The sequence below is a fragment of the Streptomyces sp. YGL11-2 genome, from assembly GCF_050054615.1.
Lineage (GTDB): Bacteria > Actinomycetota > Actinomycetes > Streptomycetales > Streptomycetaceae > Streptomyces.
In genome coordinates, this window is record NZ_JBNHIN010000070.1 from 15763 (window position 1) to 36421 (window position 20659).

24 protein-coding genes and 3 pseudogenes are annotated in these 20659 nt (G+C 68.6%); 19 read left to right on the plus strand and 8 right to left on the minus strand.

The window, feature by feature from the left end; genetic code table 11:
• Window positions 1-24 precede the first annotated feature (24 nt).
• Window positions 25-669 (plus strand): TetR/AcrR family transcriptional regulator, encoded by a 645-nt coding sequence (locus ACO1BR_RS39430; protein ID WP_426799924.1) that lies wholly within the window; start codon window positions 25-27, stop codon window positions 667-669.
• A gap of 209 nt (window positions 670-878) precedes the next feature.
• Here ACO1BR_RS39430 and ACO1BR_RS39435 read toward each other — a convergent pair whose 3' ends face one another.
• Window positions 879-1481 (minus strand): hypothetical protein, encoded by a 603-nt coding sequence (locus tag ACO1BR_RS39435; protein ID WP_426799925.1) that lies wholly within the window; start codon window positions 1479-1481, stop codon window positions 879-881.
• A 255-nt stretch (window positions 1482-1736) separates the two neighbouring features.
• Between ACO1BR_RS39435 and ACO1BR_RS39440 the strand changes: the two genes are divergently transcribed.
• Genes ACO1BR_RS39440 through ACO1BR_RS39450 form a run of 3 tightly spaced genes read left to right on the plus strand, consistent with a single transcriptional unit; the run spans window position 1737 to window position 4241 of the window.
• Window positions 1737-3101 carry a rhodanese-like domain-containing protein gene (locus ACO1BR_RS39440; RefSeq protein WP_426799926.1) on the plus strand — a complete coding sequence of 455 codons (1365 nt, stop codon included), beginning with the start codon at window positions 1737-1739 and terminating at the stop codon, window positions 3099-3101.
• A 34-nt stretch (window positions 3102-3135) separates the two neighbouring features.
• Window positions 3136-3495, plus strand: a complete 360-nt coding sequence (locus ACO1BR_RS39445; protein ID WP_426799927.1) for a rhodanese-like domain-containing protein — start codon at window positions 3136-3138, stop codon at window positions 3493-3495.
• On the plus strand, window positions 3492-4241 hold the full coding sequence (locus tag ACO1BR_RS39450; RefSeq protein WP_426799928.1) for a sulfite exporter TauE/SafE family protein: 750 nt from the start codon (window positions 3492-3494) through the stop codon (window positions 4239-4241). The genes ACO1BR_RS39445 and ACO1BR_RS39450 overlap by 4 nt, the downstream gene beginning before the upstream one ends.
• Window positions 4242-4254: 13 nt before the next feature.
• Here ACO1BR_RS39450 and ACO1BR_RS39455 read toward each other — a convergent pair whose 3' ends face one another.
• Window positions 4255-4533, minus strand: coding sequence for a metal-sensitive transcriptional regulator (locus tag ACO1BR_RS39455; RefSeq protein WP_426799929.1), 279 nt, complete (start codon window positions 4531-4533; stop codon window positions 4255-4257).
• A gap of 91 nt (window positions 4534-4624) precedes the next feature.
• Here ACO1BR_RS39455 and ACO1BR_RS39460 point away from each other — a divergent pair, with 91 nt between their 5' ends.
• A complete protein-coding gene (locus ACO1BR_RS39460) occupies window positions 4625-5191 on the plus strand; it encodes a rhodanese-like domain-containing protein (RefSeq protein ID WP_426799930.1) in 567 nt (188 codons plus the stop codon).
• A gap of 428 nt (window positions 5192-5619) precedes the next feature.
• Here ACO1BR_RS39460 and tnpA read toward each other — a convergent pair.
• Both tnpA and ACO1BR_RS39470 read right to left on the minus strand, forming a co-directional pair.
• Window positions 5620-5886: pseudogene (tnpA, locus tag ACO1BR_RS39465) on the minus strand (IS200/IS605 family transposase); the annotation flags it as partial.
• Between the two features lie 213 nt (window positions 5887-6099).
• Window positions 6100-6309, minus strand: coding sequence for a hypothetical protein (locus ACO1BR_RS39470; protein ID WP_426799946.1), 210 nt, complete (start codon window positions 6307-6309; stop codon window positions 6100-6102).
• On the opposite strand from ACO1BR_RS39470, the gene ACO1BR_RS39475 reads away from it, so the two are divergent.
• Entirely contained in the window at window positions 6214-6477 is a 264-nt protein-coding gene (locus tag ACO1BR_RS39475; RefSeq protein WP_426799945.1) for a TetR family transcriptional regulator, read from the plus strand. The two genes, ACO1BR_RS39470 and ACO1BR_RS39475, sit on opposite strands and share 96 nt — an antisense overlap.
• Here ACO1BR_RS39475 and ACO1BR_RS39480 read toward each other — a convergent pair.
• Complete coding sequence (locus tag ACO1BR_RS39480; RefSeq protein WP_426799931.1) at window positions 6450-6941, minus strand: cupin domain-containing protein; 492 nt, start codon at window positions 6939-6941, stop codon at window positions 6450-6452. The two genes, ACO1BR_RS39475 and ACO1BR_RS39480, sit on opposite strands and share 28 nt — an antisense overlap.
• A 741-nt stretch (window positions 6942-7682) precedes the next feature.
• Between ACO1BR_RS39480 and ACO1BR_RS39485 the strand changes: the two genes are divergently transcribed.
• The 5 genes and pseudogenes from ACO1BR_RS39485 to ACO1BR_RS39505 all read left to right on the plus strand — a co-directional run bounded on the left by ACO1BR_RS39485 (window position 7683) and on the right by ACO1BR_RS39505 (window position 11571).
• Complete coding sequence (locus ACO1BR_RS39485; protein WP_426799932.1) at window positions 7683-8696, plus strand: carbohydrate-binding protein; 1014 nt, start codon at window positions 7683-7685, stop codon at window positions 8694-8696.
• Between the two features lie 389 nt (window positions 8697-9085).
• On the plus strand, window positions 9086-9274 hold the full coding sequence (locus ACO1BR_RS39490; protein ID WP_426799933.1) for a hypothetical protein: 189 nt from the start codon (window positions 9086-9088) through the stop codon (window positions 9272-9274).
• 4 nt (window positions 9275-9278) lie between these two features.
• Window positions 9279-9464, plus strand: a pseudogene (locus ACO1BR_RS39495) (transposase); the annotation flags it as partial.
• A 65-nt stretch (window positions 9465-9529) separates the two neighbouring features.
• A complete protein-coding gene (locus tag ACO1BR_RS39500; protein WP_426799947.1) occupies window positions 9530-9871 on the plus strand; it encodes a hypothetical protein in 342 nt (113 codons plus the stop codon).
• A gap of 251 nt (window positions 9872-10122) precedes the next feature.
• On the plus strand, window positions 10123-11571 hold the full coding sequence (locus tag ACO1BR_RS39505; protein ID WP_426799934.1) for an NAD(P)/FAD-dependent oxidoreductase: 1449 nt from the start codon (window positions 10123-10125) through the stop codon (window positions 11569-11571).
• Window positions 11572-11795: 224 nt separating this feature from the next.
• On the opposite strand, the gene ACO1BR_RS39510 is transcribed toward ACO1BR_RS39505, so the two are convergent.
• Together ACO1BR_RS39510 and ACO1BR_RS39515 are read right to left on the minus strand one after the other, a co-directional pair.
• Entirely contained in the window at window positions 11796-13703 is a 1908-nt protein-coding gene (locus ACO1BR_RS39510) for a YncE family protein (RefSeq protein WP_426799935.1), read from the minus strand.
• A 195-nt stretch (window positions 13704-13898) separates the two neighbouring features.
• On the minus strand, window positions 13899-14354 hold the full coding sequence (locus tag ACO1BR_RS39515; RefSeq protein ID WP_426799936.1) for a hypothetical protein: 456 nt from the start codon (window positions 14352-14354) through the stop codon (window positions 13899-13901).
• A 499-nt stretch (window positions 14355-14853) separates the two neighbouring features.
• Between ACO1BR_RS39515 and ACO1BR_RS39520 the strand changes: the two genes are divergently transcribed.
• Both ACO1BR_RS39520 and ACO1BR_RS39525 read left to right on the plus strand, forming a co-directional pair.
• Window positions 14854-15120 (plus strand): hypothetical protein, encoded by a 267-nt coding sequence (locus tag ACO1BR_RS39520; RefSeq protein WP_426799937.1) that lies wholly within the window; start codon window positions 14854-14856, stop codon window positions 15118-15120.
• 513 nt (window positions 15121-15633) lie between these two features.
• Window positions 15634-15870, plus strand: a complete 237-nt coding sequence (locus tag ACO1BR_RS39525; protein ID WP_426799938.1) for a hypothetical protein — start codon at window positions 15634-15636, stop codon at window positions 15868-15870.
• 41 nt (window positions 15871-15911) lie between these two features.
• Here ACO1BR_RS39525 and ACO1BR_RS39530 read toward each other — a convergent pair whose 3' ends face one another.
• On the minus strand, window positions 15912-16460 hold the full coding sequence (locus ACO1BR_RS39530) for a hypothetical protein (RefSeq protein WP_426799939.1): 549 nt from the start codon (window positions 16458-16460) through the stop codon (window positions 15912-15914).
• Window positions 16461-16739: 279 nt separating this feature from the next.
• Here ACO1BR_RS39530 and ACO1BR_RS39535 point away from each other — a divergent pair, with 279 nt between their 5' ends.
• The 6 genes and pseudogenes from ACO1BR_RS39535 (at window position 16740) to ACO1BR_RS39560 (ending at window position 20422) form a co-directional block, all read left to right on the plus strand.
• On the plus strand, window positions 16740-17693 hold the full coding sequence (locus ACO1BR_RS39535; RefSeq protein ID WP_426799940.1) for a GlxA family transcriptional regulator: 954 nt from the start codon (window positions 16740-16742) through the stop codon (window positions 17691-17693).
• 307 nt (window positions 17694-18000) lie between these two features.
• Window positions 18001-18693 (plus strand): DJ-1/PfpI family protein, encoded by a 693-nt coding sequence (locus ACO1BR_RS39540; RefSeq protein WP_426799941.1) that lies wholly within the window; start codon window positions 18001-18003, stop codon window positions 18691-18693.
• 37 nt (window positions 18694-18730) lie between these two features.
• Complete coding sequence (locus ACO1BR_RS39545) at window positions 18731-19051, plus strand: hypothetical protein (RefSeq protein ID WP_426799942.1); 321 nt, start codon at window positions 18731-18733, stop codon at window positions 19049-19051.
• A gap of 133 nt (window positions 19052-19184) precedes the next feature.
• A pseudogene (locus ACO1BR_RS39550) lies at window positions 19185-19447 on the plus strand (YciI family protein); the annotation flags it as partial.
• 306 nt (window positions 19448-19753) lie between these two features.
• On the plus strand, window positions 19754-20230 hold the full coding sequence (locus ACO1BR_RS39555; protein ID WP_426799943.1) for an SRPBCC family protein: 477 nt from the start codon (window positions 19754-19756) through the stop codon (window positions 20228-20230).
• Between the two features lie 39 nt (window positions 20231-20269).
• Entirely contained in the window at window positions 20270-20422 is a 153-nt protein-coding gene (locus ACO1BR_RS39560) for a hypothetical protein (protein ID WP_426799944.1), read from the plus strand.
• Window positions 20423-20659: the final 237 nt, after the last annotated feature.

Sequence of the window (20659 nt, forward strand, 5' to 3'; positions counted from 1 at the left end):
TCACAGGCGTGATAGAAAGGCTTCATGCCAAAGCATGTGGATCCGGAGGCTCGTCGCAGCCTTGTCGTTGACGCGCTGTTCCGAGTCGTCGTCCGTGAGGGCCTGCAGCGCACCTCGCTGCGAGCCGTCGCCGCCGAGGCAGACCTCAACATCGGCTCCCTGCGCCACTACTTCGCCAGTCAGCAGGACCTGATGCACTTCGCGATGCAGTCGATGCTTGGCCAGGTCAGCGCTCGACTACTCGAACACGTAGAGCGGATCGGAGACCTGGGCCGATATCCCCGCCCGGAACAACTCCAGCTCACAGCCCGGCTCCTGGCCGAGTTCCTCCCCCTCGACGAACGCCGCCGCGCGGAGGTCACCGTCTTCCTCGACTTCAACACGGCCGCCCGCACCGACCCGGCCTTCGCCGATCTGTCGCGCCAAGCGGCCGAAGGCACAAGAAGGTTGATGCGCCGCGTGCTCACCCGGCTTGACGAATCAGGCACCCTACGCCCTGACCTCGATCTCGACATCGAGGCCGAGCGGCTGGCGGCACTGCTGGACGGACTCAGCCTCCGCGCCGTCCTCCACCCCGAGATGCTCGCTCCGGGGGTATGCGTCGATGTACTGGTGGCGCACCTGGGCGATCTATCGCTGCCTGCAGTGACTCCAGGTTCAGCGCACTGACCCCATCCCCCTCAGCCGTCTTGCCGCGTGCACCATCACCGCGAACAGCGGCTGGTGCGCTCTACATCTGCGCAGAGCGGGCGGGCTCCGGCACCAAGGCGACGGAGCGAGCAACTGACGAAGACCACTCCTTGGCCCGTGCGTTCGTCACCGGCCAACACGCGGTCCGTCCCGTGGGCAGCGTCCCCGACCTGCAGCGCATTACACGTTCACCGCGCTGTCTGCCTCACGGTGGTGCCAACCACTGCCTTGCCCAGGGGCAGACTGCCGATGCTGGCGCTGGGGCCGAATCCGCTGTGAAGTGCCTTGTGCAGGTCGAAGACCTCGTTGTCTCCGCGGTTGCCGGTCTGGATGTTTCCGTACTCTTGGCTGACGAAGGCATAGCGGTCGTCGGGTGAGATAGACACCTCGATCACGCTGGTCCCGGCCGTGCCGGTGAGCGTTCCCAGTACGGCCCCCGGTGCTCCGGCCGCCGCCTTGGCCGCGTCCACCACGATCGCTCCGCTGCCGGCGGCGATGAGCAGCTCGCGGCCGTCATGGGTGAGGGTGACTCCGAGGGCTCCTTCCTTCCCCACGCTGGCGGCCGGAAGCGGGATGGTGTGTAGGAGCCGGGGCTGGGTGCCGTCTGTGGACAGCACTGCGAGTTTCGACGTCAACGCGGCGAAGGCGATGTGGCCCGTCTTGGCGTAGGCCAGCCCGAAGGGCTGGTCCGGGACGGTCCGGCTCGATGTGCGGACATTGTTCAGCTGCGACTGTGCCGGCGCGGCGCCCTTGTTGCACCCAGGCTTCGATGCGGACGTACTCGCGGCCACGGCGGTGGTTGGTGGGGGGGCAGCCCCGAACGCATCCGGGAGCAGTTCGTCGTCGCCTAGTAGCGCGCCGCGTGCCGGGTTCGGTGTGCCCGGCACCAGCCGCGGCAGGGATGACCACTCGGGCTCCCTCCCATCTGCTAGTGGCGCCCAATGCCGGACAAGGGACCCTCCGAGGAATACCCCCCGGGGTATCGCTGTTACAGTAGGAGGCAAATACCCCCGGGGGTACACCGTTCTCGTGAAGGAGCCGCAGCCGTGTTCTTCGTCGACACCCTGGAGTTCGAGGGTCTGGGCAATCGCAGCTACCTGGCCGGCGGCGCCCGCCGTGCGGTCGTCATCGACCCGCCACGCGACATCGACCAGGTGATCGCCGCCGCCGCGAGGCGCGGGGTGCGCATCGCGTACGTGGCGGAGACCCACGTGCACAACGACTACGTCACCGGCGGCCTGGAGCTGGCCCGCGTCACGGGAGCCGCCTACCTGGTCCCGGCCGCCGCGGACGTCTCCTACACCCGCACCTCCGTCGCGGACGGCGACGCCATCGGCGTGGACGAGCTCCTGGAACTGCGCGCGGTCGCCACCCCCGGGCACACCCCGCACCACACCTCCTACGTCCTGGAGGAGAACGGACGCGGCGTGGCGGCGTTCACCGGGGGATCGCTACTGATCGGCACCGTGGGCCGACCCGATCTGGTCGAGCCGCGGCTGACCGAGCAGCTGGCCCGGGCCCAGCACGCCTCCGTCCACCGCCTGGCCGACGAACTGGACGACGAGGTGCCGGTGCTGCCCACCCACGGGTTCGGCAGTTTCTGCTCCTCCTCCCAGGCCGAGGGAGACGCGACCACGATCGGCAAGGAACGCACGACCAACGACGCGCTCACGCTGGACGTGGACACCTTCGTCGCGCAGATGCTGGCGGGACTGGAGGAGGCGCCCGCCTATTACGCGCACATGGGTCCGACAAACGCCGCCGGCCCCGCACCCGTCGACCTGACCGCGCCCGAGCCGGCCGACGCCGCGCAGATCGCGAAGCGGCTGGCGGCCGGTGAGTGGGTGGTGGACCTGCGCAGCCGGGTCGCCTTCGCCGACGGCCACGTGGCCGGGTCGTTCAACTTCGAGGGCGAGGGCAAGCTCGCCACATATCTGGCCTGGCTGATCCCGTGGGGCAAGCCTGTCACCCTGCTCGCCGACACCCCCGGGCAGATCGCCGAGGCGCAGCGTGAGCTGGCTCGGGTCGGCATCGACCGCCCGGCCGCAGCCGCCACCGGCGACCCGGCCGCCTGGGTCCGCGAGGGCGAGCAGCTCGCCTCCTTCCCGCGCGCCCGCTTCGCCGACCTCGCCCGGGTACGTGAGCGCGGGGAGCCGGTGGTGGTGTTGGACGTGCGGCGGGATTCCGAGCGCGCCAACGGCTTCGTCGAGGGCTCGGTACACATCCCGATCCACGAGCTGCACGGCCGGATCGGCGAGGTGCGGCCCGGCACCGTGTGGGTGCACTGCGCCGGCGGGATGCGCGCGGCGATCGCCGCATCGCTTCTGGATGCCGCCGGACGGGACGTGGTCGCCGTCGACGACGGCTTCGATGCCGCCGTCGATGCGCACCTGACCGTCACCCGCCCCTGATCACACGTCCGCTCACCCAAGCGAGGGCACAACCATGTTCCTTTTCCGCCGCAGTCAGGACCGGCTCACTCCCGAGCAGGCCCACAGCCGCACCAACGAGGGCACCGCGGTGCTGCTCGACGTCCGCGAGGTGCCGGAGTGGAAGGCCGGGCACGCGCCCGGAGCCGTCCATCTGCCGCTGACCCGCCTGCTGTCCGGCGCCGCCCTGCCGGCACCCGCGCAGGGCCGGCCGGTGGTGGCGATCTGCCGCTCCGGTCACCGTTCACAGCAGGCCGCCAAGCTCCTGGCCTCCCGCGGCATCGACGCCGTCGACGTCGCCGGCGGCATGACCGCCTGGGCGAAGGCCAAGCTGCCGGTCGTGGACGAGCGTGGGCAGGGCGGCCGGATAGCGTGAGTGCTCTGGTCCTGGCCCTGATCGCGGGGGCGGTGGTCGGCCTCGCCCTCGGCGCGCTTGGTGGCGGCGGCAGTGTCCTGGCGGTGCCCGCGCTGATCTACCTGCTCGGTTTCACTCCCGCGGCGGCCACCACCGCAAGTCTGATCATCGTCACCGCAACCTCAGCCACCGCCCTGTACGCCCACGCCCGGGCCGGGCACGTGCGGTGGAAGGCCGGAGCGGCGTTCGCCGCCGCCGGCATCCTGCCGGCCGCCCTGGCCGGAGCCGCCGCAGCCCGGCTGCCCCAGGCCGCCCTCACCATCGCCTTCGCGGCGATCGCCGCCCTCGCCGCGGTCAAGATGCTCCGCCCCGCCGACCCGGCCGGTGCCACCGGCGGCGTGGTGCGGCCGGGCAGAGCTGCAGGGACCGGGGCGGGGCTGGGGGCACTGACCGGACTGCTGGGCGTGGGCGGCGGCTTCCTCACCGTCCCCGCCCTGGTAACCGTGCTGGCCTTCGAGATGCAGGCCGCGGTCGGCACCAGCCTGCTGGTCATCACGACCAACTCGCTGGCCTCACTGGCCACCCGCGCCGGCGCCGCCGCCTCCCTCGACTGGGCGGTGATCGGCCCCTTCATCGGGACCGCGATCCTGGGCGCCTGGGACGGCAAACGTCTCGCCGCAAAGGTCTCCGGAACCCACCTGCAACGCCTGTTCGCGGTGGTCCTCCTGGCCGTGGCCGCCTTCATGCTCGCCGACGCCGTGACATGACATGCCTGGCAGTTCAGGCAAGGGAGAGGAACAGCTTCTCCAGCCTCGCCCTCATCTGGTCGCGGTCCCCGGCCGCCTGCCCGCCCTCGGCCATGCAGTGCTGCAACCCCGTCGCGATGATCGCGAACCCGGCCCGGTCCAGCGCCCGGGAGACCGCCGCGAGCTGCGTGATCACGTCTTCGCAGTCCCTGCCCTCCTCGATCATCTTGATGATCCCCGCGATCTGCCCCTGCGCCCTCCGCAGCCGGTTGAGCACGCTCTTGAGCTCCTCGGCCGCCATCTCCAGCTCCACACTTCCTCCTTCATAGATACCCCCTAGGGTATTCTAGCCTGTTCGGGACAACGACGACCTGGACGAAGAAACGAAAGGGACTCCCCCGCACATGAGCACCACCACCGCCGTCCACCCCGCCCAGGCCGCCGAGCGCCTGAGCACCTACACCGTCATAGACGTGCGCACCCCTGGCGAATACGCCGCCGGCCACCTGCCCGGCGCCCACAACATCCCCCTCGACCACCTCGCGACCGCCCTGCCCGCCCTCAAGACAGCATCCGCCCGCGGCGAGCTGCTCATGATCTGCGCCTCCGGCAACCGCTCCGCCACCGCCTGCGAGCAGCTCGCCGCCGCCGACATCCCCGCCACCACCCTCACCGGCGGCACCACCGCCTGGGCTGCCCAGGGCCACTCCCTCCACCGCGACACCGCCGCCAAAGCCGCCTGGCCCATGGAACGCCAGGTCCGCCTCGCCGCCGGATCCCTCGTCCTCGCCGGCCTCGCGCTCGGCACCCGCTACCGGCCGGCCCGCTGGCTCTCCGCCGCCGTCGGAAGCGGTCTGGTCTTCTCCGCCGCCACCAACACCTGCGGCATGGCCTCCCTGCTCGCCAGACTCCCCCACAACCAGCCCCGCACCACCGACCTCAACACCACCCTCGACGCACTCAGCCGGTAACGCCTGCCGACAGCCGTCCTCCGGCGCGGGCCTGTCAATCCAACGGCTCAGTCACGTAATCGGTGGTACCGAGGCGTGACCCGCATCGTTGAGATCACGTGCAGGACGTCAACTCCCTTGTGGGTACGTTCCTTTCGGGCCTGTCGGATCTGGAAGTCGCGGATGTGGCGGGTGGGGGGAGGTGATCCACGTGTCGGCGCGGACCCGTCAGGAGTGGGTGCCGCGCCCGATGCGCGGGACGCCGGCCAAGAGGGTGCATGACCTCCACAGGCGCACGGTGGCTGACGTGCCGGTGGACGGCTGACGGGAGGTGGTGTCGGTGAAGGTGCGACGCCTGGTCTGCCTGGTGCTGCTACCGGGGCTAATCGCTGCGCACCGGGCTTTGGCTCGGTGGTGAAGCGGTTCTGAGAAGTGCTCTGACCTGCAGGCTAGAGCGGACGATTCTGCTGCTCGATGTACCGACGGACGATCGACAGTGGAGCCCCGCCGGCCGATCCGGCGAAGTACGAGCCGGACCACGGTCGCTGTGATCGCCAGTAGTGCCGGACCAGTTCCGGGTGCTCCTGGCGGAGCCGGCGAGAGCTGACGCCCTTGAGGCTGTTGACCAACTTGGACAGGGCGACCTTCGGCGGGAAGTTCGCCAACAGGTGGACGTGGTTGTTCTCGCCGTTGAATTCGATCAGCTCGCACTCGAAACACCCGCGAGGGGGGAGGCCGCGAGGGCGGAGTACGGGGCGGTGTCTTCACCGCGCCGGTGGCGGCGAACGGCAGTGCCCCGGCTGCCAGCACGAGGATCGTGCCGCAGGGCGTACCAAGCCGATGGCCGCGGGAGCATGGATGTGCACTGCTGGTTGAGGCTGCGACGGCGCCACCGAAGTCCAGGGTCGCTTCGTTCCAGTCGTCTCGCTTCAGCGGGCACAGGTCGGCGTTTGCGTGCGGACGCCGAGCGAAACCGCGCCCACGTGCTGGCCGCGGCGCGCCAAGCGTTCCTGGAATCCGGTACCGCCGCTCCGCTGGATGAGATCGCCCGCCGTGCCGGGGTGAACATCGCCACCTTGTACCGGCGCTTCCCCGATCGGGCGGCACTGATCCGCCAGCTCGTTCTCGACGGTTTCCACCTCGTCCTGGAAACCGCACGAGTGGCCTGCCGCACAGCGCGGACGGACCCGCTGCGCGATCGAGAGCTGTCTGCTGGACCTCATCTCTCAGCGCGACATGCTCGTTCTGCCGCTGGTCGGTGGCCCGGTGGCCGATGTTGCTACGGCCTGTCGGGGGGAGCCTGGTAGGAACTGGTCCGGTAGCGGCTGCGGAATTCGGCCAGCAGCTCATCGGTTGCTTCGGCCCCGGCGCTCACCGCGGCGTGGACGTCACGGAAGTAGTTCTCGTAGCCGGCGGGCGTGTAGAGACACAGGGCGCGTGCGAGGACCGAGCCCGCATTGCGGAAGCCGTGCGGGGTGCCACGGGTCGCGGCGAGCAGATCCCCGGGGCGGGCCGTCACCTCGCCGTCCCCGGTGTGGAGCGTCAACTCGCCCTCAAGGACGTAGAAGTACTCGTCGTGTCCATCGTGCACGTGCGGTCTGGCACCGATCGCTCCAGGGGCGAGGCTGAACTCCTCGAAGGCGAAGTGCCCGCCCGTGTGCTCGCCGGTCAGGCGGAAGAAGTGCGCGACGCCGGCGACGTCTATGAGCTCACCGTCCCGGGGGCGACGCAGCAGCGGACGGGCGGGAATGCGGGACTGATCATCGGTCATGGGGGGCATTGTGACCCAGGGCAGTGCCGGACGGGCGCGAGAGCCACCAAGGGTGAGCAACGCCATCCCCTTCCGTCGGCGGACCGGCATCCCGCCGGGGAGACCTGCCCACGCGGTTCGGGCAGTGATCGCCAGCCCCCTGACCTATCGGACAGCCCCCAGCAACGCGGACCACCTTTTCGCTGGTACCGAGTTCGATCCGCAGCGTCCGTAGTCACGTGTGCAGGACATCTGACTTCTCAGGACACCGGGAGTTGCGAAGGGGCACGCCCGCTTCGGACCGCGGTCTGCTTCACGCATCACCACGCCCGGCCCAGCTCACGGGCCGACGCACACCCACGAACGACCCGCCGTGCTCACTCCAAGGCCGGAATGCGCTCGTGTAGCAGCACCAGCCGCCCGCCTCATCCGCTGGAGTCCATCAGCCCGCAGTAACGCCCTTCACCGCCCACCCATCACCCCCGGCGCCGGGCCTCCGTTGCTCAACTGATGGCGGTAGTCAGGGTGTTATGGCCCGCATGGGGCCGAATGGCGTTGCGCCACCTCCCCGCCGGATCCCTTGACAGCCGATGCCCTGTCATGGACATTTCCTTAGACTCTAGTTGGTCCAGGCCAGAGCAGGCCGCCACGGACACGCTCAGGCACGTACAGGCAAATACAGGCACGCTCAGGCCGGCGCAGACAAGGACAAACAGGCTCGGACCAGCTCAGGGAACCCCCCACACGCCCTGGAGGTCAACCGTGAACAGCCCCGGACCCAGAACCGGTTCCAGAGCAAAACCGCGTTCGCCCCTCGCAGCCCTGGCCCTCACCGCCTCCGCCCTCGCCGCCCTGTTGACCGTGCCCCTGGCCGCCACCGCCACCGCCACCACCCACCCGGCGGCAGCCCGGACCACTCCGCCGCCCTCCCCCACCGCCCCGCACACCGGCGTCGTCGCCGGAGCGCGCACGCCGGCCCGCACACCGGGGCGCGCCCACGCCGTCCGTACGTTCCTGGCCGGGCGTCGCGCCATATCCGGCCCAGCATGGACGCACCACCCCCGGATCCCCGGCAGCCAGCCGACCACATCGACTCCCCGGGCGGGCCAGGTCACCCACAACTGGTGGGGCGTCTTCCCCCAGCCCGGTACGCATGACGGCATCATGGCCACCCATACCGTCGACCCGTCCTACACGGTCACCGACGCGGACAACGTCACCTACGCGCCCACCACCAAGGCCCAGAACTCCTGCATGGAAGTGGTGACCGCATACACCAACACCGGCAACGAGATCTGGGCGTGGGACTGGTGCGGGACCGTCGGACCGGCCAAGACCGTCCCCATCGACGACAACTTCCTGAAGAACTACACCCCCGGCAACGGCGGACCGGCCGCGTACAGCGTGCAGATGGTGCAGGACGACGCCGCCACCAACCGCTGGTCGGCTTATCTCTACAACTACCGCACCGCTGCCTGGGAGCTGCTGTTCCAGCAGTCGGGGACGGACCAGAGCGGGCTGGACCACGGCTGGGACATGTTCGAGATCTATGCGAGCCCCAACCCCGCTACGGGAGAGGGGTATTACTGCACGGAGGCACAGAACACCACCTTCGACAGCAGCGCCGTGCAGCTGCGCAGCAACGGCGCCTGGAAACCCGCCAGCCCGTCCGACTCGCCGTGGACCGACACCCACCCCGATCCGAACGCGTTCCTGTGCCCGCCACTGAAGTTCGTCCAGGCAGGCGCCAATGATCACTGGACCGTCCACCAGTGAACCGGAAGTGACGCGGTAGCCCGTGGCCCACAGCGTTCCCACACCATGAAGCGAAACGGGCGGCGCACCCAACAGTGCTCCGCCCCAGGGCCGTTGCCCCAGACGCCGTAGAGCCGACAGGCCCTCGGGTCTGTCGGCAATCTCCGACGTCGGCCCGATGGGCGGGCCCCGCGGCGCGTGCCGGACCGGCGACTGGGCGGGCTGGGCGAGACACCGAGACGGGTGCGTTGCTGGTGACCTCGAATCCGCCGTGGAGACCGATGCCGCTCGGTTCCTCCGAGGTATCTCGGCAATGTCGCGCTGGCTGGGACCGTCGTACGGTGCGAGAAAGGACTCCCGTACAGTCGTCGTGACGCTCACTCACTCCTCCGTCCCCAGGGAGCCCCACAGTGAAGGTCCTGCTCCGACTGCTGGTCCTGACCGCCTTCCTCCTCAACCTCATCTCGTATTTCCTCTGGGACGGTTCGCTTCAGGCCCTGATGAGTGTCGGCTCCGGCCTGATCTGCCTGGCAGCGGCCGGAGGACTCTGGCTACTCCGCAGCCGACGCGCGGAGCCCCACTCCTCGGTCGTATCTTGAAATGATGTCGGATGGTGGATCACGTCGGGTGACACATCGCCATGAACTGTCCGACGCCGAATGGGAATTCGTCTCTCCGTTGCTGCCCCGGCCGGAGCGGGGCCGGAAGCGGCTGGACGACCGGATGGTTCCCTGCGGGGCTGTGTGGATGTTCCGGGCGGGTACGGCTTGGCGGGATGTGCCTGAGCGGGACGGTTCGTGGGTTGAGCCTCAACCCGTTGATCAGCCGCTCGACTTCGTTCCTGCGCGCATAGCATGCCGGGTCGAAGCCGGCGAGCCTGCCGCCGTTACCGCCACGGCGTTGGCGGTGGGCTTGTTGGTCACGGCACAGGGCGTCCCCTCGCACCCGCCCGACCCGACTCCTCCGAACTCGACACGGCGAGGGGCCTGGTCCGGGTCGGTGAGATCGGCTGCTTTCCCCGTATCCGCAGGCTGACCCGGGCCGCCGCCGTACTGGAACACCTGCTGGAACGCCCCAGTGACCGCCCGCTGGAATGCCCGGTGACCGGCGCCCACATCCGCGCCAGCGTCGACGCCGTCCTCACCGGGACGGAGTTCACCGACGACTTCTTGCCGGACCACCCCGACGCGCAGTAGCTGACAACCCAGACACCTCGGCGGTCGATCGCGGCCGACGCGTCCGCGCAGAGCCCGGCTCCGTCTTCGCACGGCGGCGCAACTCACGCCGTCCTGCCCAACGACCGGATGGCGCGTTCGGGAGGGGCGCGGGGAACTGCGCGACCGACCCGGCTGACCCGCAGGCGAACGACAGGGCGGTTGGCCGTGTCTTGTTCGTGGCCTTCCGCTCGGCAGGACCAGCCTGTTGTCTTACGGGAATGGTGAAGGTCGTGACAGCAGACATGGTGATCGTGGGGAACGGCGCGCTGGGCCTGTCGGTCGCCGTGGAGACGGCACTGCGGGATCGCTCCCTGCGGATTGTCGTGGTGGGCCCGGATGCGCGCCCCGGTTCCGCTTCCGTGGCGGCGGGGGCGATGCTCAACTGCTATGCCGAGGTCACGACGCGTACCGGTGAACATCCCGCGTCCCGGGCGAAGTTCGCGCTGGCGCGCGAAGCGGCTCGCCTGTGGCCGGGCTGGCTGGAGCGGCTCGCGGAGGCCGCGCGAGACGTGGCGGTTCCGGTCGGGAGCAGTCGCGGGACGTTGGTCGTGCTGGGTGCGCGCTCCACGGGGGATGGCCTGGGCAGCATGCGGGCGATCCGCGCAGCCGCCGAGGAGCACGGCGAGCCTTTCCAGGACGTGGATCCCTACGACATCGGCGCTTGGGAGGCGGAGGCGGGTGACCAGCCCGTGGACGCCTTGTACTTGGAGAACGAGGGGGCCATCGACGCCCGCCGTGTGCTCGCGTCCCTGGAGGCAGCTGCGTCCGGGCTCGGCGTCAGGCACGTCACCGGCGAGGTGACGTCCCTGGTGACGGCCAAAGATGCGGTCACCGGCGTGCGGCTGTCCTCGGGAGCGACGCTCCCCGCGGGCGCCGTCGTCCTCGCGGCGGGCGCGGCCAGTGGGCGCCTGATCGAGCAACTGCCCCGGGGCACGGTGCAGCCGATGCTGAACGGAACGGGTGTGGCGCTGGAGACCCAGCGCGTGCGGGGCGAGGCCGTGCCGTACGTCGTGCGCACCCCCACCCTCGTCGGCGGCTGCGGGCTGCACGCGGTGCCGCTCGGGGACGGGGTCGAGTACCTGGGCGCGACCAACCACGTCTACTTCGACGCGCCTGCCGGACCGCGGCTGGGCATCGTCCAGGCACTGCTGTCCGGCTACATCGCGCAGTTCGACCGGAACATCGCGTTCTCGGCCGTGCGGCGCTGGCATTACGGCCTACGGCCCGTCACGCTCGACACCTTCCCGCTCCTGGGCCGCGCGCCGATGCCGCGCCTGTTCTTCGCAACGGGGACCTACCGGGACGGCTTCCACTGCGCCCCGGCGATCGCCCGCCACCTGGCCGGGCTGCTCACAGCTGGCGCCGCGCCGGAGCACGATCCGTACGCGGTCTTCGCGCCCGGCCGAAAGCCCATCGAGACGATGACGGCGGACGACGCAGCGGAGCGCTTCGCGCAGATGGCACTCCTGATCGCCGTCGAACGCGGCATGAGGCTGCCGTACATCTTCGGCACGGAACCGATCGCCGCGGCGTGCCGACAAAAGGCGCTCGAATGCGTGGAGCGGCTGGGCGTCCCGGTTGCACTGGCACCGGAGATCCTCGGCGCCGTGTCCGAGGCCGACACCAACCGAGTCCAGCACGTGGCCGACTATCTCAACGCGGTGGCCGCCCGTGCCTGACCGGCCTCCTCCCAACTCCGCTCCCGCTTGCCTCGGCTCGCCCTTCCCACCCCGGCTCCTCGACCTTCACGCTGTACCCGGCGGCCGGCGGGGATGTCGATCGACTCGCCCTGCGACGCCATGGCACAGGCGGGCATGAGCACCCCGTCGATCACGTGAGCCTCGGCAGCCCACACGATCAAGGCATCCATGCCCGCCCGCCCACCGCAAAGGAACGTCCTGCGCTACGACTTCGCCGAGGCGTCGGGCAGCACGCCGGAGAGCCGCAACAGCTTGCCCTGGCGGTTGCTGACGTAGATCCAGCCGTTGTCGCGGTCGAGGCCGACGCCGCAGACCGTGCCGAGACCGTCGGCCACCACGCGCTGCAGGCCCTTGGCGTCACCGTCGGCCACGGCGACCTCACGCAGCCTGCCGCCGGCCGAGTCGGAGACGTATGCGTTTACCGCGCCGTCCAGCGCTACACGGACGCTGTGCCCGAGGTTGGTGGCCACGTTCCGCGGGGCGCCGCCATCCGCGTTCAGGTCGACCTCGTACAGGCCGCCGCGGTCGTACTGCCCGATGTACGCCTTGCCCCCGTTCAGCGCTACTCCGGCGGCCCTCGGCACGTCCCAGGTGCGCAGCTTCGCCGCCGGGGCGCTGTTCAGGTCGATCTCGATCAGCTTTCCGTTGTCGACGTCGGTGACATATGCCTTGTTGCCTGGCAGGTCCAGCGCGACGCCGTACGCGAACATACCCTCGGCGACCGTGACCGGGGAGGCGGAGCGGTCGGACAGGTTCACCGTGAACAGGCGCTTGCCCCTGTAGTCGGCGACGTATGCCTTGTTGCCCGGCAGGTCCAGCGCCACATCGTTGGCTTCTCCCAGCTTCTCCAGGACCCAGTCCGTGCCGCCGCCGGCGAGATCGATCTTGTACAGCCTGCCGTCGTTGTACCGGTCGGTGACGTACGCCTTTTGGTTCACCAGGTCCAGCGCGAGGCCATCGGCGGTCCCCAGCCCGGTGGCGAGTTCGACGGGAGCCTCTCTCGGGCTCTCTTGCCCTCCGCTACCGCCCTTGTAAAGAGGGTGATTCTTCTTGTCGAAATTGAGCGTTTCAAGCTCGAAGACCTCGTGCACCCCGGCGAGGGTGGATACGACCTCGGCTTCCCCTTTCTGCATGAACGGCTTTCCTTCATCGGTCAAGTCGAAAGACTCCGTGGCCGTGCCAGTCTCGCCGAGTTTCCAGGCAATCACCCTGGAGTATTTCGGTTCCTGGGCCTGCGGGCCATCCGGACGAGTTTCCTTGACCTCTACTGGCTCGGGGTAATACAGAGCGACCCACCCGCCGAAGGAGATGGGGTATTCGTAGTCGAACCTCCTCACCTGACGTCGCTGCGTGGCCACGACGTCCACCCGGCTGGCAACTTCCCCACTCAGCGTGGACGACGTCTTGAACGAAGTGGTCAATGAACCACTGACAGAAGCAGTGATCCCAAGCATCAGCTGTGCCGACAATTCCCCGGTGCCCGTGGCGCTACTCGTGGCCGTCGTGGTACTTGTCATTTGTGACTGGGACTCTGCGTCAACACCCTGATTGTCTTTGCTGTTCTTCAGGGTGACCTTCTCTGACTGGTTCATCGCCATGCTCTTCTGCAACTGCTGCTGCAGCGATGCGATGACTTTTGCCCCGAAAGTGAGCTGCACCTGCCCCTGGAGCGACCAGCTGATTGTGTTCGAAATCGAGAATTCGACAGTGTGTGACCATTTGGTGGGGACGGGGTCGGTTCGATTGGCGTACGTCTGCTTGGAGATCACGTCAGGAGGAGGCTGCACGATATCGCCTCGCTCTTCGACAAGTGGTACCCCCACCGTCATATAGGCACGCCACCCGCGCTCGTGTGCCGCAGCCTCCCCAGCGGGAAATTCGCTGAATCGCCCCTTGTTCAAAGAAAACCCGGTAGGGGAGACATACCGGTCCGTGCCGTCTGCCGATTTCTTCTCGGCCTTTCGCTTCAGTTTGCCCTGGTCCCGCTCCAGGATGGCAGCGGCCTTGTCGGCGATGTTCAGCTCCTTCAGGTTGCGCCCGGTCAGCGGGTGACGCATAAATCGTTCGCCAAGATAGGCCGTACTCACGTTGTTCTTGGTGGCGCCGCCCATGCCCTTCGGTCTCCTCGCGTAGTAGAGCTCAACGATGTGTCAGTGACTGGTTGTGCGCTGTTTCCGGCCTGGCGTGACCGAATGAGAACTCGTCAGGCTGACGAGCGGGGCCGCTACTGCTGCACAAGGGACAGATCCTGAAACCGGGGCTTCTGGACAGTCCTCCGTCCCTTGAGTCGGCTCCCTGATCGGCCCTCACGCCTTGGCTGACCCGCCGTCAGCCCTCTTGACGTTCTTGACAGATTCGTAGTTGCCCTTTCTGAATTCGTCCAGCCGTTCGTCGCTGGTCTTCGGCTGGTCTTCGTCCCTGATCTCCACCTTCACCCCCTTGAATGCCTCATCCTTGACCGAAGACGCCATACCGGATGTCGATTCGGGGTTTTCGCTGGCTTCCCGCTGCTTGTCGGCTACTGCCTGGGTGTTCTTGAACAGAGGGGTGAGGAAGTTGTTCATGATGCTGAGCGCCTCAGGCGACGTCTCGCGCATGATCTTCGGGTCGCGCGCAGCTTCAGGAATACCGTCATAGAGCTCCGGATCGACCCCTTCCCTTTCGGGCCAGGCGCCAGGAATTTTTTCCGAGACCTTTTGAGCGGACTCTTCGGCGGACTTGGCTTCGCTTCCGCCGCTGTCGAAGATGTTCTTGAAAGACATGAACTTCCCTCCGGGTCCTCTCGGTGGGCGCAGAATCACCCCTTTGCAAAGAGGGGGATCTTTCTCGCCATAATTAACCTTGATCAAGTTCTTCGCATTCGAAGACCTCGCGCACCCCGGCGCGGTAGCAGTATTTCCGGGTTCTGTGTCACCCACTGTGTGCACCAGGATCATCGCGTGCCTTCCTACCCCGCCGGTGATCGATCTACCCAGCTCGACCCTGCGCTTTCTCGCCATTCGCCTGGCCGCGTGCGGACTGCAACGTCGTCACTTAGGCCACCATGGCGGCTGGAAATGATCCCCGGTCGCTTCCCATTTGAACGATGCCCTGAAATTGCCCCGCCTGCTACCTGCAACGACCAGCTTGGAGGGGACGCTCCAGGACGTAATCGAACTGCAGATTGCGTTGAGTCCTGGCCAAATCGGTGGTCCCCATTGTTGAGCCGAAACTGGTGGGTCTTCGGTTTATTGTTCGGGGGTGAGCGCCGAAGGTGGAGACATGCGTCGGCTGGTGCCCGCGGGGCGGGAGGATCTGCCGCCGCGGGGCGTCGTGGCGCTGGAGCCGGACGAGGCCGCCACCGTCGCCCCGGCTCGGTTCCCGGACTGCGTGTACGCGGGCATCGGCACCACCGAGTCCCCCGACCGGTCCTGGCAGGAGGCCCGTACCGCCCTCCGCTTCACCACCGCGCGCAGGCCTGTCGTCCACCACAACGACGTGGGCGGGCTGGCGCTGCTCGCCCCGGGCCCACCGAGCCCGCCGGCCTGACCCAGGCCGCGCTCGCACTCACCGTGGGGGGTCTCCCCGTTGGCTGGCCCTCGCCACACCTGCCCCAAGTCACGGCCAAATAGCGGGACTTGACGCCGATACCGCCATGAGGGCGGGGATTGGTGGTCTCTGTCCAGCCCGTCCGAGGGAGGCACGTCGCTCGGACGGCGACTGTGGATGTGGATGTGGATGTGGATGTGACATGCGGCTGTGGATTGGGTGACCTGATGTGCCGATAGCAGAAAGGTGCCGTTGACCCGCGGGGATGCGAGTGTCTGCGTCGTATCCGCTGCAGAAAGCAAGGCACCTTTCTGGCGGTCGAAAGTACAAGGGTGGGACCGTCGGCTGTCCGTGGTGGCTGACCGGAAGACGCTGGTGGGGCACGCGGGGAGCGGTGCCCCTGCGGATCACCCGCAAGACGCTTCTCGCGCTCCCCGACCAGTCCAACACCGGGCAGAACAGAGGCGATTCACCAGCCCCGAGCTTCCGGAGCACCCTTCCTACCGGCAGACCATGAGCGCATTCGCCGACAGCGACAAGCCACTGCGAGCCCGAGACCTGTGCCTGGTCCGCGACCTGCCGATCGTGCCGTTCGTGCCGAAGAACACCGATAGCATCCGCTCCACGCTCAACCGCCTGGTCAGCCGTGGAATCCTCACCGAGAACGAACCTGGCCTGTTCGCCCGGCCCACCCGTAACCCCGCACCGAAGCCCACAAGCAGCGGGCCTCACCCAACGCCAACCTTGTAACGGACATCGAACCTCATAACGACCTCGCAGGCGCTCAGGGCTCACCGCGGCTGTGATCGACGTGAAGCCTGGGCAACGTTCGGGCGGTCGGCGGACGCGCGGTCCAGGCTGCGCAGGGCGAAAAGCCCGCCGATGCCCGGGACAGCCGCCAGCAGCACGCGTCGCCCCGTCGAACGGGGATCGCGCAAGATCCCGGTGAACATGGCGAGTCGAGCGGCAGCGGATCCCTCCACCACCGCTTCACCGTGGCGATCGTCCAGGGCAGCTAGTGCCGCCTGCTGGCGCGGCAACACCAACAGGCCGAGGACGACCGCCGCCGCCGCGGTCAGCGCGATGGAGGTGATCAACCAGGGGCTGCCGAGAACGTGCAGCTCGCTGGCGACGGCGAAGCCGAACACCGGCACGGCAATCCCGATGTGGGCGTAGACCCGGCAGATCCGGTGTAGCACAGCGAGGGTGACGGTGCCGCCGACGTCGCCGTCCGCGACGGCGCGGCGCAAGGCCGCGGGGAACATGCTGGCGGCCACGGTCACCGGGCCGACTGCGATGATGGCGGCGAGGACGTGCAGGGCGAGCAGGAGTTTGGTCATCGGACCGCACTCCCCGCACTGCTCCGGGTGCCGGCGGACAGGTGGCGCGTCGATGGTGCGGGCATGTGTGAGGTACGCCTTCTCAGGTGCGGGGCAGCAGTAGGAGACGCGGCCCAGAGGCCAGCGCCGGGATCGACCCTAGAAACCCGCCCCCGCGACTCCCAGCGGCTGGAATGACAGAAAGCAACGGGATCTCGCCATCCCTTTGACCTGTGCGCTTGCGCACCGTAGGAAGAAAGGGCGTGGTCAGAGCTGTGGCCGATAGCTGAGGAGTCCTAGGTGCACACCGTCGCGGTCCTGGCACTCGACCGGGTCATCCCCTTCGACCTGTCCACGCCCCTGGAGGTGTTCGACCGTGTGCGGCTGCCCGACGGGCGACGCCCCTACCAAGTGCGGGTATGCGCCGTCACTCCGCAGGTCCAGGCGCGAGGCTTCGTGATCACCGCGCCCTGGGGGCTGGAGGGCCTGGCCGACGCCGACACCGTGATCGTCCCCGGGCGCGCGGAAGGAGCACCCCCGCCCGCCGAGGAGGCGCTGGAGGCACTGCGGCAAGCGGCGGCCCGGGGTACGAGGATCGCCTCCCTCTGCGTCGGCGCGCTGGACCTGGCCGCGACCGGCCTACTCGATGGGCTACCGGCCACCACCCACTGGCTCGCGGCGCCCGAACTGGCCCGCAGGCACCCGCAGATCGAGGTACGCCCCGACGTCCTCTACGTCGACAACGGCCAGTTCCTCACCTCAGCCGGAGCCTCCGCAGGCATTGACCTGTGCCTCCACATGATCCGCTGCGACTGGGGTTCGGCCGTGGCGGCCAGCGCGGCGCGCTTGGCCGTCACCCCTCTCGAACGGGAAGGCGGTCAGGTCCAGTTCATCGTTCACGCCCAACCACCGGTCCCCCGCGGATCGGCCCTGGAGCCGGTGCTCTCCTGGATGGAGGAGCACCTGAGCGAGGGGCTGACCCTCGAACTGCTGGCCCAGTGCGCGGGGATGAGCCCGCGCACCTTCAGCAGGCGATTCCGTGAGCAGACCGGCGCGACGCCGCTGCAGTGGCTGCTGCGGGCCCGGGTCCGTCGCGCACAACTCCTGCTGGAGAGCACCGATCACACCGTCGACCGCATTGCGGACCAGGCCGGCTTCGGCTCCCCGACCGCCTTTCGGGAACGCTTCAAACGGGTCGTCGGGACCTCCCCGCAGAGCTACCGAGCCGCCTTCCGCGGTCGAGAACAGACATGAAGGCCACAGGCCGGGTGCCGCGCCGGCACCGAGGCCGTCGGCGGGCAGGTACACACAGCTGCTCCCGCCATCGCGGCGACACAGCCCCATGCCCGGAACGGGAACCCGACCGCTGCGTTCTGTGAGGTCGCCGAACCGGCCAACCCCTCGCCCGATCCGGTCAGCTGACCGGATCAAACCCATCACCAGGTGGCGAGAACCCGTTGAAGGGTGTCACGAACGCCACTGGGATCGGGCACCTCCCTTGCCTAGCGTGAACGAGGAAATCGGCCTTGCCGACACAACCCTTCACCCTGAGGGACTGCGGATGCACGTTCAGATCGTCTTGTTCGACGGCTTCGACCCGCTCGACGTGATCGCCCCCTACGAAGTCCTCTACGCCGGCGGCACCGCCAGCGACGGCGCCGTGACCGTGGAACTGGTGTCCGCCGAGGGCCCCCGGGAGGTCGTCAGCGGCACCGGAGCCCTGGCACTGCGCGCCACCGCCTCCCTGGACCCGGACCGCCCCGGCCTGGTGCTGGTCCCCGGAGCCTCCGGCCGGGTCGGCGATCCCGGGGAGATGCCCGACCAGGAGGCGTGCGAGGAAGGCGAGTGGCGCCAGGACGAGTTCATCCCCGTCCTGCTCGGCCGTACCCTCACCACGGAACTGCCCGCCCTCCTCAAGGCGGCCATGGACAACCCGCAGATCACGATGACGGCCGTCTGCGGCGGCTCCCTGGTACTGGCGATGGCCGGACTGATCGAGGGCCGACACGCCACCACCCACCACATGGGCCTGGACATGCTGGAGGCCACCGGCGTCCACGCCCTGCGCGCCCGCGTCGTCGACGACGGCGACCTGATCACCGGCGCAGGCGTCACCTCCGGCCTGGACCTCGGCCTGTACCTCCTCGAACGCGAGATCGGCCCGCAGATCGCCCACGCCGTCGAGGAACTCTTCGCCCACGAACGCCGCGGCACGACCTGGCGCGCCCAGGGCCCCGCCCCCGTCGCCCTCTGACGCCCGCCACCGCCGACAGCAAGGAGCAGCCGAGCACATGTCCATTGAAGGCGCCTGGGACCTGACCATCGCCACCCCCATCGGACGCATCCGGCCCGTCATCGAGCTGAGCCGCCGTGACGGGCAGCTGACCGGGATCGCACACGGCCTGGACGAAGCGGTCCCCCTCCAGGACATCGCCCTCGACGGCGACACCCTCACCTGGAGGCAGACCGTCACCAAGCCCATGCGCCTGAACCTCACGTTCACCGTCACCATCGACGGCGACACCCTCGCCGGTACGTCCAAAGCCGGACGTCTGCCCTCCTCGAAGGTCACCGGCCAGCGCCGCGCGCGCCGGGGCAGAGTCCTTCAGTGATGCCCTCGCGCACCGCCTGGTGACGGGCTGCCTCCTTGACGAGCCATCACGCGGCAGAAGGGCAACGGTGCTCTCATTCCGGACGCTGTACATCCCGCAGTGCGGCCAGTGCGCCACCGCGGTCACCGAACCCGACTTCCCCGGCGGCCGGACCGATGGCAATCGGTATCCGGTGCTCGGCCTCGGCACCGGACAGGCCGGCGACCTCGCCGTGCCGTCCGGCCGGGACGGGCTGATCGCCTGCGGACCGTTGCTGTCCGACGACGGCACCACCTGGCTCGGCACTGCGTGCTGATCCAGGCACCGGCCGCGGAGTCGGCACGCTCCGTCCTGGCCCCGGACCGGTACGCCGACACAGAGGTGCACAACTGGCAGTTCGGCAGGCGGCCGCCCTGACCGACTGACCCGGAATAAGGGGGCAGCTGAGCAACTTGGCTCGGAGAACGTCGGCGCGCAACTCGGATCAGCGTGATCTGCTCCTCACGGTCTGGTCGCGGTGACGTGTCGCAGGATGCGTATGGGTGAGACTTCCTCCCCGGCCGCGAAACGTGACCCGTACAAGCCCGCCGTTGGTGGCACCGGTGCGGGTTCCGTCCGCATGACCGATGAGTTCCGCCTCGTCGCGTCGTCTGCGTGTGGGGAACATCCCCCCTTCCGCGCCCGCGGGAGGCCCGAGATGAGATGACAAGGAGCGTGCACACCGTGGACCAGGAGAACGTGAGCGCCAGCCTGACCGTCGCCGTGCCCGCCGCTAGAGTGTTCGCGGTGCTGGCGGACCCGACGACCCATTCTGCGATCGATGGCACCGGCTGGGTTCGGGAAGCTGTCGACCGGGCGCCGCTGACCGAGGTGGGGCAGATTTTCCGGATGGACATGTATCACGCCAACCACCCGGACGGTGGCTACCAGGTGGCCAACAAGGTCCAGGCGTTCGACCCGCCGCGCGCCATCGGCTGGCTGACGGGGCAGGAGAAGAGCGACGGTCACCTGGAGTTCGGCGGCTGGTTCTGGCGATACGACCTTGCGCCGCTCGGTCCGTCCGAGACCGAGGTCACGCTCACCTACGACTGGTCGGCGGTGCCGCAGTTCATCCGGGAGTACATCCAGTTCCCACCGTTCAGCCCTGAGCATCTCACCAACTCCCTGCACCACCTGGCCGAGCTTGTCTCCGGCAGGTGATGCCCTCGACAAAGAGGACCATCAGTACTGGGAGCTCGCATGCAGACGACGCCGGTCGGCGCCCGCTTTGATCTGACCGACGCCCAGTGGGCGGCACTCGAACCGCGGCTGCCGGGCGGGGCGGGGCGGCCGTCGGATCACCCGCGGCGGCGCCTGACCCATGGTCGCCACGCCGCACCGTTCGGCATCTGACCCATCCCCGCTGCGCGGGGATCCCCCCGCGCAGCTCTCCTCGCCTCATTCACCTTCGGAACGGCTGGGGAGGAAGAACGGCTCGGGTCGAACGGTCTCCAGAACTTCCCGGCGCCGGAAACCGCCGCTGACAATGGGCCAGGTTCCCATCGCATCTGTCGGTTGTCCCAACGGTCTGTCGAAGGTCCGTCGTCGGTACGAAGAAACCGCGGGTCACACGCCCCATCGCTTTGTCGG